Genomic DNA, 17,668 nt, shown 5'->3' with positions numbered 1-17,668 from the left:
CCTTCCCTTGTGCCGAGGGCGGTCACCGAAGCGAGCCACGACACAACATCTGGGGGGTGATATCGCAGCCGCCCCCCAGATGTATGCTCGACCTCGCTGTCGACGCAGGGGAATCCGGTGCGAATCCGGAACTGTCCCGCAACGGTGTGCGTTGGCGTGATTTGTCACGCCCGCGTAAGTCCGGGTACCTGCCGACGGTACGTCCGGCTCGACCCGATCCGGACGTTCAGACGTCCGGGCCTCGCGGTTGGGCCGGTGGACGCCGCACGGAGTGGGTAGCGCCCGGAACCCGGGCCGCGGACCCCTGCGCGCGGCCGCTCCCCGTTCCCCTCCGCCGGCCCAGAGCCGAGCGAGGGAGAGCATCACCGTGACCATCGCGCCAGCCGATCCGGTCTCAGCCGTTACGGAAACCGCCGAGCCGACGGCCGACGGACCCGGCACCGCGTTGCTGCGGACCCTGACGGACCTGACCGCCGATCTGCCCGACACCGACCCGGGCCGGGTCGCCGCCGCCGCGCTGCGGGGCCGCAACGCCCGCTCGGACGAGGCCGAGTTGCGGGAGCTGGCCACCGAGGCGGCGGCCGGGCTGATCTCCGAGGACCCGGCGTACTCCCGGCTCGCGGCCAGGCTGCTCACCCGTACGATCGCGGACGAGGCGGCCGGCCAGGGCGCCCTGTCGTTCTCCGCGTCCGTCGCCGTCGGCAGCCGCGAGGGCCTGATCGCGGACCGCACGGCCGCCTTCGTCGCGCTCCACGCGGCCCGGCTCGACGCGATGATCGACCCCGCCGCCGACGACCGCTTCGGCTACTTCGGGCTGCGGACGCTCTACAGCCGCTATCTGCTCCGGCACCCGATCACCCGCCAGGTCATCGAGACCCCCCAGCACTTCATGGCGCGCGTCGCCGCCGGGCTCGCGGAGGACGAGAGCGACCGGGCGGCGGACGAGGTCGGGCGGCTCTACACGCTGATGAGCCGGCTCGAATACCTCCCCTCCTCCCCCACCCTCTTCAACTCCGGCACCCGCCACCCGCAGATGTCCTCCTGCTATCTGCTGGACTCCCCGCTGGACGAGCTGGACTCCATCTACGACCGCTACCACCAGGTGGCGCGCCTCTCGAAGCACGCGGGGGGCATCGGGCTCTCGTACTCCCGTATCCGCTCGCGCGGTTCGCTGATCCGGGGGACGAACGGCCACTCCAACGGCATCGTCCCGTTCCTGCGCACGCTCGACTCCTCGGTCGCGGCCGTCAACCAGGGCGGCCGGCGCAAGGGCGCGGCCTGCGTCTACCTGGAGACCTGGCACGCGGACCTGGAGGAGTTCCTGGAGCTGCGCGACAACACGGGCGAGGAGGCCCGGCGCACGCACAACCTGAACCTCGCCCACTGGATCCCGGACGAGTTCATGCGCCGGGTCGAGTCCGACGGCGACTGGTCGCTGTTCTCGCCGGCCGACGTGCCGGAGCTGGTGGACCTGTGGGGCGACGAGTTCGACGCCGCGTACCGCAAGGCCGAGGCGGACGGCCTGGCCCGCAGGTCCCTTCCGGCGCGCGAGCTGTACGGCCGGATGATGCGCACCCTCGCCCAGACCGGCAACGGCTGGATGACCTTCAAGGACGCGTCGAACCGTACGGCCAACCAGACCGCCGAGCCCGGCCACACCGTGCACAGCTCCAACCTGTGCACGGAGATCCTCGAAGTCACGGACGACGGCGAGACGGCCGTCTGCAACCTGGGGTCGATCAACCTCGGCGCCTTCGTGCTGGAGTCGGGCGAGATCGACTGGGAGCGGCTGGACGAGACCGTCCGCACGGCCGTCACCTTCCTCGACCGCGTCGTGGACATCAACTTCTACCCGACCGAGCAGGCGGGCCGCTCCAACGCGAAGTGGCGCCCGGTGGGCCTGGGCGCGATGGGCCTCCAGGACGTCTTCTTCAAGAAGCGGCTGCCCTTCGACTCCCCCGAGGCCGCCGCCCTCTCGACGCGCATCGCCGAGCGGATCATGCTCGCCGCCTACGAGGCGTCCTGCGACCTCGCCGAGCGCAGCGGCCCGCTGCCCGCCTGGTCCAGGACGCGCGCCGCGCGCGGGGTCCTGCACCCCGACCACTACGACGTGGAGCTGACCTGGCCGGAGCGCTGGGACGCGCTGCGCGCGCGGATCGCCACCACCGGCATGCGCAACTCGCTGCTGCTGGCCATCGCCCCGACGGCGACCATCGCCTCGATCGCCGGCGTGTACGAGTGCATCGAGCCGCAGGTCTCCAACCTCTTCAAGCGCGAGACGCTGTCGGGCGAGTTCCTCCAGGTCAACTCGTACCTGGTGGACGAGTTGAAGCGGCTCGGCGTCTGGGACGCGCAGACCCGCGAGGCGCTGCGCGAGTCCAGCGGCTCGGTGGCCGGGTTCGGCTGGGTCCCGGCGGAGGTGCGGGAGCTGTTCCGTACGGCCTGGGAGATCCCGCAGCGCGGCCTGATCGACATGGCCGCCGCGCGGACACCGTTCCTGGACCAGAGCCAGTCGCTGAACCTGTTCCTGGAGACGCCGACCATCGGGAAGCTCAGCTCGATGTACGCGTACGCCTGGAAGAAGGGGCTCAAGACGACGTACTACCTGCGCTCGCGCCCGGCGACGAGGATCGCGCGCGCGGCGGGATCGCAGCAGGCGTCGCAGACGTCACCGACGTCACGGCCGGAGCCCACCCCCGTACCCGCGCAGGCGGCTTCGGTCGACGACGCCATCGCCTGCTCCCTGGAAAACCCCGAGTCCTGCGAGGCATGCCAGTAATGACGACCACCGAGACGACACAGACCGCGAAGGCCGAGAAGGCCGAGAAGGCTGAGAAGAACCTGCTGGACCCGGGCTTCGAACTGACCCTGCGGCCCATGCGCTACCCGGACTTCTACGAGCGCTACCGCGACGCCATCAAGAACACCTGGACGGTGGAGGAGGTCGACCTCCACTCGGACGTCGCCGACCTCGCCAAGCTCTCCCCCGGTGAGCAGCACATGATCGGCCGGCTGGTCGCGTTCTTCGCGACGGGGGACTCGATCGTGTCGAACAACCTGGTGCTGACGCTCTACAAGCACATCAACTCCCCGGAGGCGCGGCTGTACCTGTCGCGTCAGCTCTTCGAGGAGGCCGTGCACGTCCAGTTCTATCTGACGCTGCTGGACACCTACCTCCCCGACCCGGACGACCGCGCGGCGGCCTTCGACGCGGTGGAGGAGATCCCGTCGATCCGCGAGAAGGCGCAGTTCTGCTTCAAGTGGATGGACTCGGTCGAGAAGATCGAGCGCCTGGAGTCGAAGGCGGACCGGCGCCGCTTCCTGCTCAACCTGATCTGCTTCGCGGCGTGCATCGAGGGGCTGTTCTTCTACGGCGCCTTCGCGTACGTCTACTGGTTCCGCTCGCGCGGCCTGCTGCACGGCCTCGCCACGGGGACCAACTGGGTGTTCCGTGACGAGACGATGCACATGAACTTCGCCTTCGAGGTCGTGGACACCGTACGCAAGGAGGAGCCGGACCTCTTCGACGACGCACTCCAGCAGCAGGTCACGGACATGCTGAAGGAGGCCGTCGAGGCGGAACTCCAGTTCGGCCGCGACCTGTGCGGCGAGGGCCTGCCGGGCATGAACACGGAGTCCATGCGCGAGTACCTGGAGTGCGTGGCGGACCAGCGGCTCCAGCGGCTGGGCTTCCCACCGGTGTACGGGTCCTCGAACCCGTTCTCGTTCATGGAGCTTCAGGGCGTGCAGGAGCTGACGAACTTCTTCGAGCGCCGCCCGTCGGCGTACCAGGTGGCGGTCGAGGGCACGGTCGGCTTCGACGACGACTTCTAGCAGCCGCGAGGCTGTAGGGCGGTAGAGCTGTAGGGGCCGGGGTACGGGGGGAACGCTCCCCGTACCCCGGCCTCACGCGTGGTACCCGATCTCCGCCCAGACCAGCTTGGTGTACGCGTCACGCACCGCCCACCCCCACCGGTCGGCGTAGGCGGCGACCAGCAGCAGCCCGCGCCCGCCGGTGGAGTCGACGGGTGGCGGGGGCGAGATGCCGGGCGCGCGCGGCAGCCGGTCGGGCCGGGTGTCGATGACCTCGACCCGTACCAGCTCCGCCGCGAGGGTCATCCGCACCTCGAAGTCCCGGCCGGGGGTGCGCCCATGGGTGACGGCGTTGGCGGCCAGCTCGGCGACGACGGCGGTGACCACGGCCGATGCGGCGGTGGAGTGGGAGATGCCCCACTTGTCGAGCTGCTGCGCGGCGAGCAACCGGGCGAGACGGGCGCCGCGATGGCTGGAACTGAGCCTGATCCGGGAGGGCGGGAGCAGGGGCGAGAGGGGCGGCGGGGAGGCGAGCGCGGTGGGGACGGCGGGGCCCGTGGAGACGGCGGCGGGAGGAGTTTCCGATTCCATAGGGTGACCGTCTCGTCACGCGGCTACCCTGACCAGGGAGGACGGCCGTACCTGACGGCCGTGTACGGGTCGGGGCGGTTTTTGTACGGGTCACGATCCGTGACAGTCCCGGCGGGTCGGGCGTTGCCCGATGGAAGGTATTCGTATATCAGCACACACGCTGGAGTGTGAGGCATATGGGAACCAGCCGCGCGAAGAAGCAACGGGCACAGAACGACGACAGGCCGGGGATCTGGGTCGGCTACGGCAAGCTGGTCAAGCTGCACCGGGAACGAGCCGGGCTGACCCAGGAGCAACTGGCCGAAGCGACGGGCTACTCGGCGGAACTGGTCGCCTCCGTCGAGCAGGGCCGGAGGCCGGCGAAGTCGGCGTTCACGGACGCGGCGGAGGTGAAGCTGAACGCGGGTGGCACGTTGGCGGTGTTGCAGGACGATGTGGATCTGGCGAAGCTCCCGGCGTTCTTCTACAACTTCGCGGTGATCGAGACGGACGCGGTGAGCAGGTACGACTTCGAGCCGCTCCTCGTCCCTGGACTCCTCCAGACGGAAGAGTACGCACGGGCGCTGTTCTCGCGGCACTGCCCGGTGCTCACCGAGGAGATCATCGAGCAGCACGTGGAAGCCAGGCTCAGCCGACAGAAGCTGCTGACCCGCACACCTGCGGTGGAACTGTGCTTCATCATCATGGAATCAGCGCTGGCGGCGATGGTAGGTGATGCCGGTGCGATGAAGAGGCAGCTTCAACACCTGCTGACCCAGGGGGCGCTGCCCAACGTCGAGATCCAAGTCATGCCGACAGCTCACGGCTTCCACCTGGGGCTGAACGGTCCTATGGTCGTCATGGAGACTGCGGAGCACCGGCACGTCGCCTACATCGAGTCCCAAGGGTCCGGGCTGGTGATCACCAATCCGGCACGGGTCAGCACCTTCGGACTGCGCTATGGCAAGCTGCGCACGCAGGCTCTGAACAGCAGTGAGTCCGCACGTCTTATCCAGCGCATGGCAGGAGAAGCATGAGTACGGAGCAGGTGGAGACCGCCACCGCCCAACTGTCCTGGTTCAAGAGCAGCTACACCGGATCGGACGGCGGCAACTGCGTAGAAGTGGGGTGGTTCAAGAGCAGTTACAGCGGCTCGGGCGGCGGCGACTGCCTGGAAGTGGCGGTCGCCCCCACCACCATCCACATTCGCGACTCCAAGCGGGCACAGGGCCCCGCCCTCCAGGTCCCCGCCCCCGCCTGGACAGACTTCGTCGCCTTCGCCGGACGGCCGTAACGCCTGGGGGTTCGGCCGAACGGTGGCGCCGGGGGTGCCAGGCGGGGAAGGGCGGTCGAGTCGAGTACGAGCGATCCGTCCAGGGAGGCGAGGGTGACTTCGTTGGCCCCCCGGGCCCTCGTCACATGGACGGGTAGTCGGTGTAACCGCGGTGGTCGCCGCCGTAGAACGTGTTCGCGTCGGGCTGGTTCAGGGGTGCCTTGGTCTGCCAGCGCTCCACGAGGTCGGGGTTCGCGATGAAGGCGCGGCCGACAGCGACGAGGTCGGCCTGGCCGTTGTCGAGGAGGGCTTGGGCGATGGCGGCGTCGGTGACCGGGTCCCAGCCGTTGCTGACGATGCGAGGGCCGGCGAAGCGGTGGGAGAGGTCTTCGATGAGGGGCGTGGTGGGGTCTCCGATGGTGTGCAGGTAGGCCAGGCCCATGGCGGAGAGGGCGTCCACGAGCGTGCGGTAGGTGGCGGCGGTGTCGTCCGCGTTGTCCTCGATGGCGCCGTGGAGGTTGATGGCGGGTGAGACGCGGATGCCGACGCGTTCGCTGCCGATGGCGTCGGAGACGGCCTGGGCGACCTCGATGACGAAGCGGGCGCGTGCCTCGGGGGTGCCGCCGTAGGAGTCGGTGCGCTGGTTGGTGTTGGGGGCGAGGAACTGGTGGAGCAGGTAGCCGTTGGCGGCGTGCAGCTCGATGCCGTCGAGTCCGGCGTCGACGGCGGCCCGTGCGGCGTGGACGTACTCGCCGATGACGGTGGGGATTTCGTCGGTGCCCAGTGCGCGGGGGATGGGGTGGGGCCGGCCGCCGGCGGCCGTGAACATCTCGCCGGGTGCGGCGATGGCGCTGGGGGCGACGGTTTCGGCGTGGTGCTTGTTGTCGGGGTGCGAGATGCGTCCTGCGTGCATGATCTGCGCGACGATGCGCCCGCCGTGCTGGTGGACGGCGTCGGCGACAGTGCGCCAGGCGGCGGCCTGGGCGGGGGTGTGCAGGCCGGGTGAGTTCATGTACCCCTGGCCCACGGTGCTGGGCTGCACGCCTTCGGTGATGATCAGCCCCGCGGTGGCTCGCTGGCCGTAGTAGGTGGCCATGAGGTCGGTCGGTACGCCGTCGGGGGTGGCGCGGTTGCGGGTCATGGGGGCCATGACGATGCGGTTGTTCAGTGTCCACTTGCCGACGGTCACCGGCTCGAAGAGGTCTGCCATGGGGTATCTCCTGGAAAGAATGGGGCTGCCCGCGTCGTGACAAGGGCCGGGCCGGGTGCGGTGGGCTTTCAGCTGCGGCGGACGGCGACGACGGTGTCGGTCACGGTTGCTGTCCGAGCGTCCGGGGCCCTCCCGGCGGTGCGAGCGGGGGTAGGCATCGGCAGCTCTCCTGGGCGATGAGGGGCGGGATTGTCTCGGTGACCCACGAGGTGTGTGGCTCACGACGCCAGGAGAGTGCGCCCAGGTCCCGAGAAGTTGCAATCCTTCATGCCGGTTCAGCAAGCTGTGGTGCATGGACGAATTCGAGAACGTGCTGGCCGGCGTCGGACCCCGGCTGCGGGGCCTGCGCCGCCGGCACGCCATCACGCTGGCCGCGCTGGCCGAACTCACCGGGATCTCGGAAAGCACGCTCTCCCGTCTGGAGAGCGGAGGCCGCAAACCCAACCTGGAGCTCCTGCTCCCCCTGGCCCGTGCCTACAACGTCCCGCTCGACGAGCTGGTCGGCGCTCCGGAGACGGGCGATCCCCGCCTGCATCTGCGCCCCGTCACGCGCGACGGCATGACGTACGTACCGCTGACCCGTAGGCCGGGCAGCATGCACGCGCACAAACTCGTCATCAGCCCCACGGCCGGCGAGCCCGAGCTGCGGACGCACGAGGGCTATGAATGGATCTACGTCCTCAACGGCAGGTTCCGCCTTCACCTCGGCGACCGCGTCCTGGTCATGGCGCCGGGGGAAGTCGCGGAATTCGACACCCACGTCCCGCACCGGCTGGGCCCCGACAACGATCAGCCGGTGGAGCTGCTGGTCATCTTCGGCAAGCAGGGCGAACGCGCCCACCTACGGGCCCGCCCCGCCCCCTGACGCCGCCCCACCGCCCCCGGCGGCCCGGCGCCTCCCGGCACCTCCCGGCAGCTCGTCCACCAGGCCCGCTCCTCTTGCCGAACCGGCAAGGGCCAGCCGGCCGCCGGTCGTCCCCGACAACATCCCGCACGCTGTGCTCCGCCGCCGCGCGGACGGCGGGACGGCCATGCCAAAGGGGTGGGGGCCGGCCGGAGAGTCTCCGGTCGGCCCCCACCCCTTTGGCGTGACGCATGACGTCAGGGGCGGCGGTGGCGGCCGTAGTAGCCGCCGACCTGCTCGTGGTACCCGGCGTCGCCCACGTGCTTGTCCTTGTCGAACTCCGGGGAGCCCTTGATCTGGTCCTTGGTGAGGTCGACGAAGATCTTGCGCTCGCCCTGGTCGACGGTGCGTACGGTGCCGGCCGGCAGGAGCACGTGCTTGCCGAAGATCCAGACACCGGTGTCGACCACGAGGTACGAGGAGGCGACGTCGTCCGAGTGCTTGTCGACCTTGCCGATACTGCCATCGGTGGCCTCGACCTTGTAGCCGATCAGGTCGGTGCCCGTGGTGTGGCCGGCGGTCGGCTGATAGCCCCAGATGTTGTCACTCATAAAACGACTCCTTCATCGAATTTCCCACCCCACGAAGAGGACTGTGGAGCCGGATCGGCGTCCCCGGAAATCCGGCGACGCGTTCTCAGAACACCGCCTGCCCCGCATACGGGCCGCCACACACATTCGCTTGGAGGGCCCGGGGAAATGGCTAATAACCGCAGGCTGCCGCGCGCGGTCCCGTCGCTTCCGGCACCTCGCGCGCCCCGGACCCGCTCGCCCGCCGCCCGAGTGGACGACCACGTACGGGTGGGCCGCGACGAAGGAAATCGTCACGGCCCACCCGCAGGTCAGAACGTATGTGCGGCCCCACTACCAGCGGTACCAACGGCCTCGCTTGCCGCCGGTCGCCGCCGGGCGGATGACGAAGCCGAGCAGCCACACCACCAGCACGATGACGGCGAGCCACCACAGGGCCTTAAGCGCGAAACCGGCACCGAAGAGGATCAGAGCGAGCAGGAGAACAAGAATGATGGGAAACATATTTATCAACCTCCGACCCATCGTGTGCCCCGCCGCCGAGGCTCCACTCCTGCTGGATCTTATTTATTTTTTACCGCGCCCCGAGGCCGCCATAATTTCCCTGCGGCAACTGTGCGGGGTTTGAGCGCGGGATGAGCGGTGAGACGGGGGACGACACTGTTTTCGAGCACGACAGGGTGTGATGGATATGACTGCCGACGAGAAGGCCGAGGCCAAGGGCGAGCAGACCAAGGGCAAGGTCAAGAAGACGGTCGGAGGCGCTGTGGGCAACGAGTCCATGGAGGCCGAGGGGCGCGCCGAGGAGGCGAAGGGTGACCTGCGGCAGGCCAAGGAGAAGGCCAAGGACGCCTTCAAGCCCAAGTAACCCCCCGGCGCGCGTCCCCCGCGCACACGCGCCTCCGCGCGTACACGTCCCCGTACGTACGCGTCCCGCACTGATCCCGGCGGCCACTTCCCCAGGCCGCCGGGATCAGTGCGTACCGGCGCCCGGGATCAGTGCGTACCGGCGCCCGGGATCAGCTCCGTACCGCCCGGACCGTAGGCTGCCGCGATGGGGGATTCCGGGCGTACGCGCCTCGTCGCGGCCATCGCCGTTCCGCTGACCGTCGCAGCCGGGCTCGGGCTGCGGGCCGTGGGGAGCGGGGAGGTGGCCAAGTACGGCGGGACCGCGCTCTATACGGCGCTGGTCTACACGCTCATCACACTGGCGCGCCCCCGCCTGCGGCCATTCGCCGCAGCCACGGGGGCGCTCGCGTTCAGCTGGGCCGTCGAGCTGTCGCAGCTGACGGGGGTGCCTGCCGAGTGGGCCGGGCGCAGTGTGGTGGCCCGGCTCGTCCTCGGGTCGACGTTCAATGCGCCTGACCTGTTGTGGTACGCCGCAGGCGCGGGTTCCTGCTGGGCCATCCATACGTCGCTGCGACGGCTCGCTCCGGCTGCGCGGGCCGCTCCGCCCGGCGCAACTGCCGGTCGATCGCCAGGTCCTTGAAGTGCCAGTACAGCGGCGCGGCGGCCAGCAGGGCAAAGAGGGAGATAAGGGCGAGAACTGTCTGGAAAGTGTCCATGTCCCTACTGTCCCGCTCCCGCGCCACGGAAAGCAGTGGCAGGACTGTCATCAACCCACGAATTACTGCCACACTGACGGCATGCTGAGGAATGTGGTCGCCGTACTGCTCGACGGAGTGCATCCCTTCGAACTGGGCGTGGTCTGCGAGGTGTTCGGACATGACCGCACCGAAGAGGGCGTGCCCCTGATCGACTTCGCCGTCGCCTCGGCCGAGGGGCCGGTGCTCCGCACCCACGCCGGCTTCACGATCGGCGCGACACACGGACTCGACCGGCTGGAAGAGGCCGACCTGATCGCGGTGCCGTCGGGCGACACGTACATGAACCGTGATTTCCCGCCCGAGCTGCTGGCAGCGCTCTGCCGCGCCGTCGACCGGGGCGCGCGCGTGCTCAGCGTCTGCTCGGGGGTGTTCGCGCTCGGCGCCGCCGGACTGCTGGACGGGCGGCGGTGCGCCGGGCACTGGCGGCACGCCGCGGAGCTGGCACGCGCCTTTCCGCTGGCGGTCATCGAGCCGGACATGCTGTACGTGGACGAGGGGCCGGTGATCACCTCGGCCGGCACGGCGGCGGGGATCGACGCCTGCCTCCATCTCGTACGCAAGGAGTACGGCACCGAGGTCGCCAACGCCATCGCGCGCCGGATGGTGATCCCGCCGCACCGCGACGGCGGCCAGGCGCAGTACGTCAAGCACCCGCTGCCCAGGAGCCGCTGCGACACGGTGGGCGAGGTGCTCACCTGGATGGAACGGCATCTGGACAGCGAGGTGACCGTCGAGGAGCTGGCGGCGCGCGCCCATATGTCGCCGCGCACCTTCGCCCGCCGCTTCCAGCAGGAGACGGGGACCACTCCGTACCGCTGGATGCTCCGTCAACGGGTGCTGCTGGCGCAGGAGTTGCTGGAGGCCACCGACGAGACGGTGGACAGCGTGGCCAGCCGGTCCGGGTTCGGTACGGCGGCGGGGCTGCGCCACCACTTCCTGCGGGCGCTCGGGACGACACCGCACGCCTACCGCCGTACCTTCCGGGGGCCCTCGCAGGTGGCGTGAGGCGCACCGGCGGTGCGGCCCGGCGCCGGGCCGCACCGGCTACGGGGCCGGGGCGCGGTCCCGGACGTAGACGGTGACGCGCGCCCCGTCGACGCGGGTTGTTCCGTACTCGCGGAAGTGGCGCCGCAGGGTGCTTGTCTTCGCTTCCTCCCGCGGGTCGGCCGGCGAGTGCGCGCTCGCCGCGCGGACCGCGACGATCCGGTCGAACTCCAGCATGCGGGCCGCGATATCCCGGGCGGGAAGCTCGACACCCGCCAGGGTGTTCGACGAAACGGGGTCCTGCGCCAGGGCGAGATCCGTCAGGAAACGGGTGTCCTCGGGGTTGGCCGCGGTCAGGATCCGGTGCCGGCCGGAGAGATAGAGCAGCCCGTCGCCGGGACGGCCTTCCTCGCGTACGGCGGCGCCGATGGCGGTGACGTCATCGCTCCGGCTCTGGGGCGTCCGCAGCGACAGGCTCGGCGGGACGAGCGCGGCCAGTACGGCGACCGCCGCGATCCATGTGTTGCGGGACGACCGCTGCCGCCGGTGGAAGTGATCCATCCAGGCGCCCAGCAGCAGGGCGATCCCGATATTGCTGTAGAGCACATACCGGTCGACGAAGAGGGGCTTGACCAGTGAGGCGATCAGCAGCAGAAGGCCCGGAAGCACCACGATCGGCACGGCCAGCACGGGGAGCCGCACGGGTCCCCTCGCCTCCAGGGGCGCGAAGGCACACGCCACGCCCACGACCGCCACGGCCAGCAGACCGGGAAGCCGTACGGGTCCGCTGATCCAGGACACCTGCTCCGACTGCCCCGCGCTACGGATCACCAGGGGCAGCAGCCCGGCCACGACGCCGGCGGCGGTCACACTCCACGCCTTCAGCACCGCTCGTGGAACACGGGAGACGACCAGCGTGACCCCGTGTGCGACCAGGGCGAGAACCGCGAACTCATGGAGCAGACAGGCCGCCAGCATGGTGGCGCCGTAGACCGCCCACCGCCACCGGGCGCGATGCGGGACGCCGACCACGAGCGCGTAGGTGGCCCAGGTGACCAGGGCGCAGACCATGGCGTACGAGCGGCCCTCCTGCGCGTACTTCTGCACCTGGGGAAGGAGCGGAAACACCAGCCCGGCCAGCAGCCCGGCGCGGGGGCCCGCCAGGCGCAGCCCCAGCAGCCCGACTCCGCTCGCCGCCACGGCCGTCGCCAGCACGGACGGCAGGCGCAACGTCAGCAGCCCTGCGCCGAAGAGACCGAAGACCTCGTGCATCACGGCGTAGTGGAGGACATGGACCAGATCGACGTGCTGGGCGGTGCGCCATATCTGTGCGAGGTCGCGGTGCGCGAGCTGATAGGTGACGGACTCGTCCCCCCACATGGTGTCCTTCCTGCGGATGCCCCAGAGCCCCAGAGCGATGGCCAGCGACAGGGGCGCGACGACGACCACGGCCCGGGACGGGACCGGTGTTCTTCGAGGGGCGGGTACGGGAGGGGGAACCGTCCTGGCCACGGCGGGGCCACGTTCGGCAACGGACATCGGCGACAGGGCCTTTCAGCGGCGGCGAAGACGTTCCGCCAGCGTGCCCGGACCTCGTTGACCGGTCGCTGACCCAACCTGACCGGACGATCAGGAAGGCGGGCCGGCGCTGTGCGAGGCTGCACCGCATGCGCATCCTGGTGATCGAGGACGAGGTGGACCTGGCCCACACCCTGCACACCGGTCTGACCGCCGAGGGCTACAGCGTCGACCTCGCCCATGACGGCCGGCAGGGGCTGTGGATGGCCAGGACCGGCGAATACGCCCTGGTCGTACTGGACTTGATGCTGCCCGGACTCAACGGCTACAAGGTCTGCGCCCAGCTGCGCCGGGAGGGCAACGCGACGCCCATCCTGGTCCTCACCGCCAAGGACGGGGAGTGGGACCAGGCAGAGGCACTGGACACGGGGGCCGATGACTACCTGGCCAAGCCCTTCTCCTACATGGTGCTCGTCGCACGGCTGCGGGCCCTGGCCAGGCGGGCCGCCACGGTCGCCCCGCCCGTCCTCGCCGTGGGCGACCTCTCGTTGGACGTCGCCGGCCGGGTCTGCCGCCGGGCCGGGGCCCGGGTGGAACTCACCCCCCGGGAGTTCGCCGTGCTGGAGCTGCTGGCCCGCCGGGCGGGCCAGGCGGTCTCCAAAGCGGATCTGCTCTACCACGCGTGGCCCGACGAGGCGCACGATCCCAATCTGGTGGAGGCGCGCGTCAGCGCCCTCCGCAAGAAGATCGACGCCGCTTTCCACCGACGGTCCCTACAGACCGTACGGGGCACCGGCTACCGGCTGGTGGACGACCGTGAACGCGACTGAGCCGCGACGCCGCTGGTGGCCGCGTTCGGTACGGGCCCGCACGGCCCTGGCCGCCGCCTCGGCCGCCGCCGTCATTCTGGCCGGCATCGGCTGGTGGCTGCACCACGACGTGTACCGCCGGAGCACGCAGATCGCCGAGGACCAGGCCAAGGACCAACTCTGGTCTCTGTGCGCGCAGTTGGAGCAGGGTGTCGTTCCCGACCCCACAAGCGTCGTACCGTACGAGGTCGTCGCGACCGGCCGACGCACCGCTGTCGCCTCCGGCGGGGCCCTGAGCCGCGCCTATCCCGACACCCACCACGTGATGCCCGCCCCGCCGACGGCCGAAGAGAGCGCGGAAACAACGACCGTCCGCCTGCCCGTGAACCCCGGCTACGACCCCCATGACCCACTCGACATGGCCGGCGGGACCCATCAGGTCATCACCGCCGACATCGATCCCGACAGACTCGGCCGCGAGGAGGCCGCCGCTCTGGGCGTCGCCCCCGACGCCACGCTGCGGGTCTATGTGGTGGTGCTCCCGTACACGGCCGAGGCGATCACCAGGACCACCGACCGACTGCTGCTGCGGGCCGGGCTCATCGGCCTCGTACTGATCGCCGCCGCCGCCTACTTCGCCGTCCGCGTCGCGCTGCGACCGGTCGAAGCCATCCGCGTCCTCACCGCCTCGGTCACCGCGAGCGACCCGCGCGAGCGCGTCACCGTCCCCGCCACGGGACACGAGATCAGCGCGCTGGCCACCACCATCAACACCACCCTCCAGCGCCTCGACAACGCCGCCGCCCAGCAGCGCCGCTTCGTCGCGGACGCCGCCCACGAACTGCGCAGCCCCCTCACCACCCTGCTGGCCAGCCTGGAAGTCGCGCTCGCCTACCCGGAACGCACCGACTGGCCCGCCGCGGCCACCACCGCCGCACGGCAGACCCGGCGCCTCCACGCACTCGCCGAAGACCTGCTGCTCCTCGCCCGCCTCGACACCCGGGCCCCGGCGGTCCGCACCGACACCGTCGACCTGACGGCCCTCGCCTCCCGGATGACCGAGCAATACCCGCTCACCGAACGGCCGTTGACCCTCGTCTGCGACAGCACCACCCCCGCACACGCACACGGAAACCCCGACGACTACGAACGGCTGCTGCGCAACCTCATCGACAACGCCGCCCGCCACGCCGCACACCGCGTCCGGATCACCGTCCGGAACGAGGACGCCCGGGTCGTCCTCACCGTGCACGACGACGGGCCGGGCGTGCCCGCCGAGGACGCCGAGCGCGTCTTCGAACGCTTCGTACGGCTCGACGACGCCCGCTCCCGCGACCACGGCGGCACCGGCCTCGGCCTCGCCATCGCCCGCGACCTGGCCCACCGCCACCGAGGCACCCTCACCCTCACCCCCCGCACCCTCGGAGCATGCTTCGAACTCCGCCTTCCCCGAGCCCCCGACCCGGCCGGGGAACAGCGCGCTTCACCGCGGTCGCGCACGAGCGTCCCGACCGGGACCGACCGTTCCGAGGGTGACAACTCCGGCCGCGTACCGGATCATTGAACGCGTACTCCCTCACCTACGTACCGCTCTCATGACCGAGGAGAGAGGTCCGCGCCGATGAAGCCGCCCCGCCCACCCCACGCGCGCCGTACCGCACTGTCCGCCGCCGCCCGGCCCCACCCCGGCGCGGCCACCGGCACGGGCCTTCCCGGCGGCGGCGGACGGCGCGTCGACTTCCCCCGGGCGGGCCGGCGGGGCTGGCGGCGCTGGGTGCCCTCCTGGCGGCTCCTGGCGGGATCGGCCCTGCTCTGCTGCGGCGCGCTCGCCGGCCTGTTCGCCCTCGTCTACGCGAACACCGAGATACCCGCCGAGCACGACGTGGCCCGCCGCCAGGCCACCGTCTACTACTGGGCCGACGGAACGCGCATGGTCAGCGTCGGCGAGGTGAACCGGCAGGAGGTGCCGCTCGCGCAGATCCCCCTCTCCGTGCAGCGCGCCGTGATCGCCGCCGAGAACGCCGGCTTCTACACGGACTCGGGCGTCTCGTACCGGGGCATCGCCCGCGCCGGGCTCAACATGGTCAAGGGCCAGCCGGTCCAGGGCGGTTCGACCATCACCCAGCAGTACGTGAAGAACGCCTACCTCAGCCAGGACCAGACGCTGAGCAGGAAGACCAAGGAGTTCTTCCTCGCCCTGAAGATCAGCACGCAGCGCTCGAAGGCGGAGATCCTGGAGGGCTATCTCAACACCAGCTGGTTCGGGCGGGACGCGTACGGCATCCAGGCCGCCTCCCAGGCGTACTACGGCGTTTCGGCGAAGGATCTGAATCCCGGTCAGGCCGCCCTGCTCACCGCCATCCTGAAAGGCGCCGACACCCTCGACCCGTCGCTCAGCCCCTCCCACCACGAACGGGCCGAACGGCGCTGGAACTACATCCTGGACCGCCAGGTCGAGACAGGCGTGATGAGCGCCGCCGAGCGGGCCCGCTACACGGTGTTCCCCGAGCCGAAGCAGCCGGTGAAGCCCAACAGCCAGGCCGGGCAGATCGGTTACCTCGTCGACATCGCCAACAAGTACCTCAAGAACCGCTCCGACCTCACCGACCAGGACCTCGCCGACGGAGGGCTGCGCGTCTTCACCACGTTCGAGAAGGACAAGGTGTTCGCGCTGGCCGACTCGGTCGACCGGATACGGCGCCGGAACCTGGCCCCCGGCACCCGCGAGAGCGACCGCGACGTGCAGGTCGGGGCCGCTTCGGTACGGTCGCAGGACGGCGCGGTCGTCGCGGTCTACGGCGGCGAGGACGCCGTCACGCACTTCAGCAACAACGCCGACACCTCCAACGTGCCGGCCGGCTCGGCGTTCAAGCCGTTCGTGTACGCCGCCGCCCTGGAGTACGGCGGGCTCGGCTTCGTCCCCGCGGACCTCTCCGGAGTGCCGTCGACGCCGGGGCTCGACGACTCGCTGGTGGGCTCCCGGAACGACGCCTTCGTGGCGGCGGGCGAGAACGTCGGCCTCGACAAGGTCAGGGATCTGGCGGTCGCGACGGGGCTGCGCCCGGACAGCATGGCGCGGCTGGACCCGGCGTTCCCGGTCGGCACCTCCACCCCCAGCGCGGTCCGGCTGGCCAGTGCGTACACGGCCTTCGCGGGCGACGGCACCGCGCGGGAGCCGTACTCGGTGACGCGGGTGGAGCGCGACGGCGCCGTGCTCGGCGGCTTCGAGCCGCCGCGGGCCCGGCGCGCGATGGACCCGGCGGTGGCCCTGGAGGTCGGCGCGGCGCTCCAGCGGGTGGGCTCGACCGCGCTGGGCCCCACCCGGGACCAGTGGTTCGGCGCCCCGGTCTGGGCGGGCAGGACCGGGGCGGACGACGGGATGAACTCGGCCTGGTTCATCGGCGCGACGAGGGAGCTGTCCACGTCGGTCACGATGTTCCGTACGGAACCGGAGAGCGCGCGGCTGCTCGACATGACGGGGGTGGGCGGCGCCGACTCGGAGCGTGGCACGGTCTTCCCGCCGCGGATCTGGAGCGACTACCAGCTCACGGTGGCGCCGGACTCGTTCACCACGGCCCCGGTGGCACCCGTACCACCGCCCGCGGACACCTTCCCGGCGACCGGCCCGGCGCGGGAGGAGAGCCTCCCGGCGGACGGATCACTCGGATCGCGGACCGCCGGGAACCGGAACACCGGGATGCCGAACGCGCAGAGCGCGGCCGGGGGCGATCAGGCCACCGGCTCTCAGTCGTTCGGGACGGTCTCGTAGCGCGGGGTGTTCTCCGCCATCTGCCGGAGCGCGTCCTTGCGGTCGCGCTTCGAGAGCCGGTCGATGTAGAGGTACCCGTACAGGTGGTCCGTCTCGTGCTGGAGGCAGCGGGCGAAGTAGCCCGTGCCGCGCACCTTGATCGGGTTGCCCCGGGGGTCCTGGCCACGCACCACCGCGTAGTCGGGGCGCGCCAGCGACGCGTACGCCGTCGGCACCGACAGGCAGCCCTCGTTCGAGTCGTCCAGCACCCGCTCCGCCGGCGGCAGCTCCTCCAGCACCGGGTTGCAGACGACCCCGACGTGGCGCACCCCGTCGTCGTCCGGGCAGTCGTAGACGAAGACCTTGCGGTCCACACCGATCTGGTTGGCGGCCAGGCCCACGCCCTCGGCCGTGCGCTGGCTGGCGAACATGTCGTCGATCAGCGCGGCCAGTTCGTCATCGAACTCCGTGACGTCCTGGCACTCCTTGTGGAGCACCGGGTTGCCGACGACGGTGATCGGGCGGGAGGTGCCGCGCTCGCGGTACGCCAGCTCGCGCGCCTCGGCGTCCTCCGTGTCCACGACGAACCCGTCGCCCTCCGGTTCCGCCACCGGGGCCGCGCCGTCGATCCGCTGTTCCGTCTCCTGCTGCGCCATGTCCGCAGTACGCCTTCCTCGGTACCCGATGTGCTGCCTGCACGAT

At 70.6% G+C, this 17,668-nt stretch carries 17 protein-coding genes, 1 pseudogene and 1 riboswitch; of the genes and pseudogenes, 11 read left to right on the top strand and 7 right to left on the bottom strand.

The window, feature by feature from the left end; translation table 11 throughout:
• Positions 1–66 precede the first annotated feature (66 nt).
• Positions 67–211, top strand: a riboswitch (cobalamin riboswitch).
• Positions 212–367: 156 nt separating this feature from the next.
• A complete protein-coding gene (locus ACFY6S_RS24075) occupies positions 368–2,779 on the top strand; it encodes a ribonucleoside-diphosphate reductase subunit alpha (RefSeq protein ID WP_388815179.1) in 2,412 nt (803 codons plus the stop codon).
• Complete coding sequence (locus ACFY6S_RS24070) at positions 2,779–3,834, top strand: ribonucleotide-diphosphate reductase subunit beta (protein ID WP_388815181.1); 1,056 nt, start codon at positions 2,779–2,781, stop codon at positions 3,832–3,834. The genes ACFY6S_RS24075 and ACFY6S_RS24070 overlap by 1 nt, the downstream gene beginning before the upstream one ends.
• A gap of 72 nt (positions 3,835–3,906) precedes the next feature.
• Here ACFY6S_RS24070 and ACFY6S_RS24065 read toward each other — a convergent pair whose 3' ends face one another.
• Entirely contained in the window at positions 3,907–4,404 is a 498-nt protein-coding gene (locus tag ACFY6S_RS24065; protein ID WP_388815183.1) for an ATP-binding protein, read from the bottom strand.
• A 176-nt stretch (positions 4,405–4,580) separates the two neighbouring features.
• Here ACFY6S_RS24065 and ACFY6S_RS24060 point away from each other — a divergent pair, with 176 nt between their 5' ends.
• Together ACFY6S_RS24060 and ACFY6S_RS24055 are read left to right on the top strand one after the other, a co-directional pair.
• A complete protein-coding gene (locus ACFY6S_RS24060; RefSeq protein ID WP_388815185.1) occupies positions 4,581–5,420 on the top strand; it encodes a Scr1 family TA system antitoxin-like transcriptional regulator in 840 nt (279 codons plus the stop codon).
• Positions 5,417–5,677 (top strand): DUF397 domain-containing protein, encoded by a 261-nt coding sequence (locus ACFY6S_RS24055; RefSeq protein ID WP_388815187.1) that lies wholly within the window; start codon positions 5,417–5,419, stop codon positions 5,675–5,677. Before ACFY6S_RS24060 ends, ACFY6S_RS24055 begins: the two co-directional genes overlap by 4 nt.
• 121 nt (positions 5,678–5,798) lie before the next feature.
• Here ACFY6S_RS24055 and ACFY6S_RS24050 read toward each other — a convergent pair whose 3' ends face one another.
• Positions 5,799–6,866: an alkene reductase gene (locus ACFY6S_RS24050; RefSeq protein WP_388815189.1), complete on the bottom strand. Its 1,068-nt coding sequence runs from the start codon at positions 6,864–6,866 to the stop codon at positions 5,799–5,801.
• Positions 6,867–7,158: 292 nt separating this feature from the next.
• Here ACFY6S_RS24050 and ACFY6S_RS24045 point away from each other — a divergent pair, with 292 nt between their 5' ends.
• The gene (locus ACFY6S_RS24045; RefSeq protein ID WP_388815191.1) at positions 7,159–7,731 is read left to right on the top strand and encodes a helix-turn-helix domain-containing protein; all 573 of its coding nucleotides are present in this window, start codon (positions 7,159–7,161) and stop codon (positions 7,729–7,731) included.
• Positions 7,732–7,967: 236 nt separating this feature from the next.
• Here the strand turns inward: ACFY6S_RS24045 and ACFY6S_RS24040 are convergent, their stop codons facing one another.
• Positions 7,968–8,321, bottom strand: coding sequence for a PRC-barrel domain-containing protein (locus tag ACFY6S_RS24040; RefSeq protein WP_388815193.1), 354 nt, complete (start codon positions 8,319–8,321; stop codon positions 7,968–7,970).
• A 312-nt stretch (positions 8,322–8,633) separates the two neighbouring features.
• Positions 8,634–8,804 carry a hydrophobic protein gene (locus tag ACFY6S_RS24035; protein ID WP_388815195.1) on the bottom strand — a complete coding sequence of 57 codons (171 nt, stop codon included), beginning with the start codon at positions 8,802–8,804 and terminating at the stop codon, positions 8,634–8,636.
• A gap of 187 nt (positions 8,805–8,991) precedes the next feature.
• On the opposite strand from ACFY6S_RS24035, the gene ACFY6S_RS24030 reads away from it, so the two are divergent.
• Together ACFY6S_RS24030 and ACFY6S_RS24025 are read left to right on the top strand one after the other, a co-directional pair.
• Complete coding sequence (locus ACFY6S_RS24030) at positions 8,992–9,168, top strand: CsbD family protein (RefSeq protein WP_388815197.1); 177 nt, start codon at positions 8,992–8,994, stop codon at positions 9,166–9,168.
• A 186-nt stretch (positions 9,169–9,354) separates the two neighbouring features.
• Positions 9,355–9,630 (top strand): annotated as a pseudogene (locus ACFY6S_RS24025) (DUF2809 domain-containing protein); the annotation flags it as partial.
• Between the two features lie 22 nt (positions 9,631–9,652).
• Here ACFY6S_RS24025 and ACFY6S_RS24020 read toward each other — a convergent pair.
• Positions 9,653–9,865 (bottom strand): hypothetical protein, encoded by a 213-nt coding sequence (locus ACFY6S_RS24020; protein ID WP_388818088.1) that lies wholly within the window; start codon positions 9,863–9,865, stop codon positions 9,653–9,655.
• Positions 9,866–9,946: 81 nt separating this feature from the next.
• On the opposite strand from ACFY6S_RS24020, the gene ACFY6S_RS24015 reads away from it, so the two are divergent.
• On the top strand, positions 9,947–10,912 hold the full coding sequence (locus ACFY6S_RS24015; protein WP_388815199.1) for a helix-turn-helix domain-containing protein: 966 nt from the start codon (positions 9,947–9,949) through the stop codon (positions 10,910–10,912).
• A 39-nt stretch (positions 10,913–10,951) separates the two neighbouring features.
• Here the strand turns inward: ACFY6S_RS24015 and ACFY6S_RS24010 are convergent, their stop codons facing one another.
• Complete coding sequence (locus tag ACFY6S_RS24010) at positions 10,952–12,430, bottom strand: hypothetical protein (protein WP_388815201.1); 1,479 nt, start codon at positions 12,428–12,430, stop codon at positions 10,952–10,954.
• A gap of 128 nt (positions 12,431–12,558) precedes the next feature.
• Between ACFY6S_RS24010 and ACFY6S_RS24005 the strand changes: the two genes are divergently transcribed.
• From ACFY6S_RS24005 to ACFY6S_RS23995, 3 genes are read left to right on the top strand one after another with little or no spacing between them, the layout of a single operon-like run.
• Positions 12,559–13,239, top strand: a complete 681-nt coding sequence (locus ACFY6S_RS24005) for a response regulator transcription factor (protein WP_388815203.1) — start codon at positions 12,559–12,561, stop codon at positions 13,237–13,239.
• On the top strand, positions 13,226–14,782 hold the full coding sequence (locus ACFY6S_RS24000) for a sensor histidine kinase (RefSeq protein WP_388815205.1): 1,557 nt from the start codon (positions 13,226–13,228) through the stop codon (positions 14,780–14,782). Before ACFY6S_RS24005 ends, ACFY6S_RS24000 begins: the two co-directional genes overlap by 14 nt.
• A 57-nt stretch (positions 14,783–14,839) precedes the next feature.
• Positions 14,840–16,987, top strand: a complete 2,148-nt coding sequence (locus tag ACFY6S_RS23995; RefSeq protein WP_388815207.1) for a transglycosylase domain-containing protein — start codon at positions 14,840–14,842, stop codon at positions 16,985–16,987.
• Here ACFY6S_RS23995 and def read toward each other — a convergent pair.
• Positions 16,963–17,622 carry a peptide deformylase gene (gene def / locus ACFY6S_RS23990; RefSeq protein ID WP_388815209.1) on the bottom strand — a complete coding sequence of 220 codons (660 nt, stop codon included), beginning with the start codon at positions 17,620–17,622 and terminating at the stop codon, positions 16,963–16,965. The two genes, ACFY6S_RS23995 and def, sit on opposite strands and share 25 nt — an antisense overlap.
• Between the last annotated feature and the right edge of the window lie 46 nt (positions 17,623–17,668).

The sequence above is a fragment of the Streptomyces sp. NPDC012835 genome (assembly GCF_042900885.1).
Lineage (GTDB): Bacteria > Actinomycetota > Actinomycetes > Streptomycetales > Streptomycetaceae > Streptomyces.
Note: the sequence above shows the minus strand (reverse complement) of the source record. Positions and strands in the feature narration are given on the sequence as shown.

What these genes read in the sequence shown, in the direction of transcription:
- ACFY6S_RS23995 (WP_388815207.1), top strand. Translation starts at nt 14,840, where the DNA reads ATGAAGCCGCCCCGCCCACCCCACGCGCGCCGTACCGCACTGTCCGCC.
- ACFY6S_RS24020 (WP_388818088.1), bottom strand. Translation starts at nt 9,865, where the DNA reads ATGGACACTTTCCAGACAGTTCTCGCCCTTATCTCCCTCTTTGCCCTG.
- ACFY6S_RS24010 (WP_388815201.1), bottom strand. Translation starts at nt 12,430, where the DNA reads ATGTCCGTTGCCGAACGTGGCCCCGCCGTGGCCAGGACGGTTCCCCCT.
- ACFY6S_RS24060 (WP_388815185.1), top strand. Translation starts at nt 4,581, where the DNA reads ATGGGAACCAGCCGCGCGAAGAAGCAACGGGCACAGAACGACGACAGG.
- ACFY6S_RS24040 (WP_388815193.1), bottom strand. Translation starts at nt 8,321, where the DNA reads ATGAGTGACAACATCTGGGGCTATCAGCCGACCGCCGGCCACACCACG.
- ACFY6S_RS24015 (WP_388815199.1), top strand. Translation starts at nt 9,947, where the DNA reads ATGCTGAGGAATGTGGTCGCCGTACTGCTCGACGGAGTGCATCCCTTC.
- ACFY6S_RS24030 (WP_388815197.1), top strand. Translation starts at nt 8,992, where the DNA reads ATGACTGCCGACGAGAAGGCCGAGGCCAAGGGCGAGCAGACCAAGGGC.
- def (WP_388815209.1), bottom strand. Translation starts at nt 17,622, where the DNA reads ATGGCGCAGCAGGAGACGGAACAGCGGATCGACGGCGCGGCCCCGGTG.
- ACFY6S_RS24070 (WP_388815181.1), top strand. Translation starts at nt 2,779, where the DNA reads ATGACGACCACCGAGACGACACAGACCGCGAAGGCCGAGAAGGCCGAG.
- ACFY6S_RS24065 (WP_388815183.1), bottom strand. Translation starts at nt 4,404, where the DNA reads ATGGAATCGGAAACTCCTCCCGCCGCCGTCTCCACGGGCCCCGCCGTC.
- ACFY6S_RS24005 (WP_388815203.1), top strand. Translation starts at nt 12,559, where the DNA reads ATGCGCATCCTGGTGATCGAGGACGAGGTGGACCTGGCCCACACCCTG.
- ACFY6S_RS24050 (WP_388815189.1), bottom strand. Translation starts at nt 6,866, where the DNA reads ATGGCAGACCTCTTCGAGCCGGTGACCGTCGGCAAGTGGACACTGAAC.
- ACFY6S_RS24045 (WP_388815191.1), top strand. Translation starts at nt 7,159, where the DNA reads ATGGACGAATTCGAGAACGTGCTGGCCGGCGTCGGACCCCGGCTGCGG.
- ACFY6S_RS24055 (WP_388815187.1), top strand. Translation starts at nt 5,417, where the DNA reads ATGAGTACGGAGCAGGTGGAGACCGCCACCGCCCAACTGTCCTGGTTC.
- ACFY6S_RS24035 (WP_388815195.1), bottom strand. Translation starts at nt 8,804, where the DNA reads ATGTTTCCCATCATTCTTGTTCTCCTGCTCGCTCTGATCCTCTTCGGT.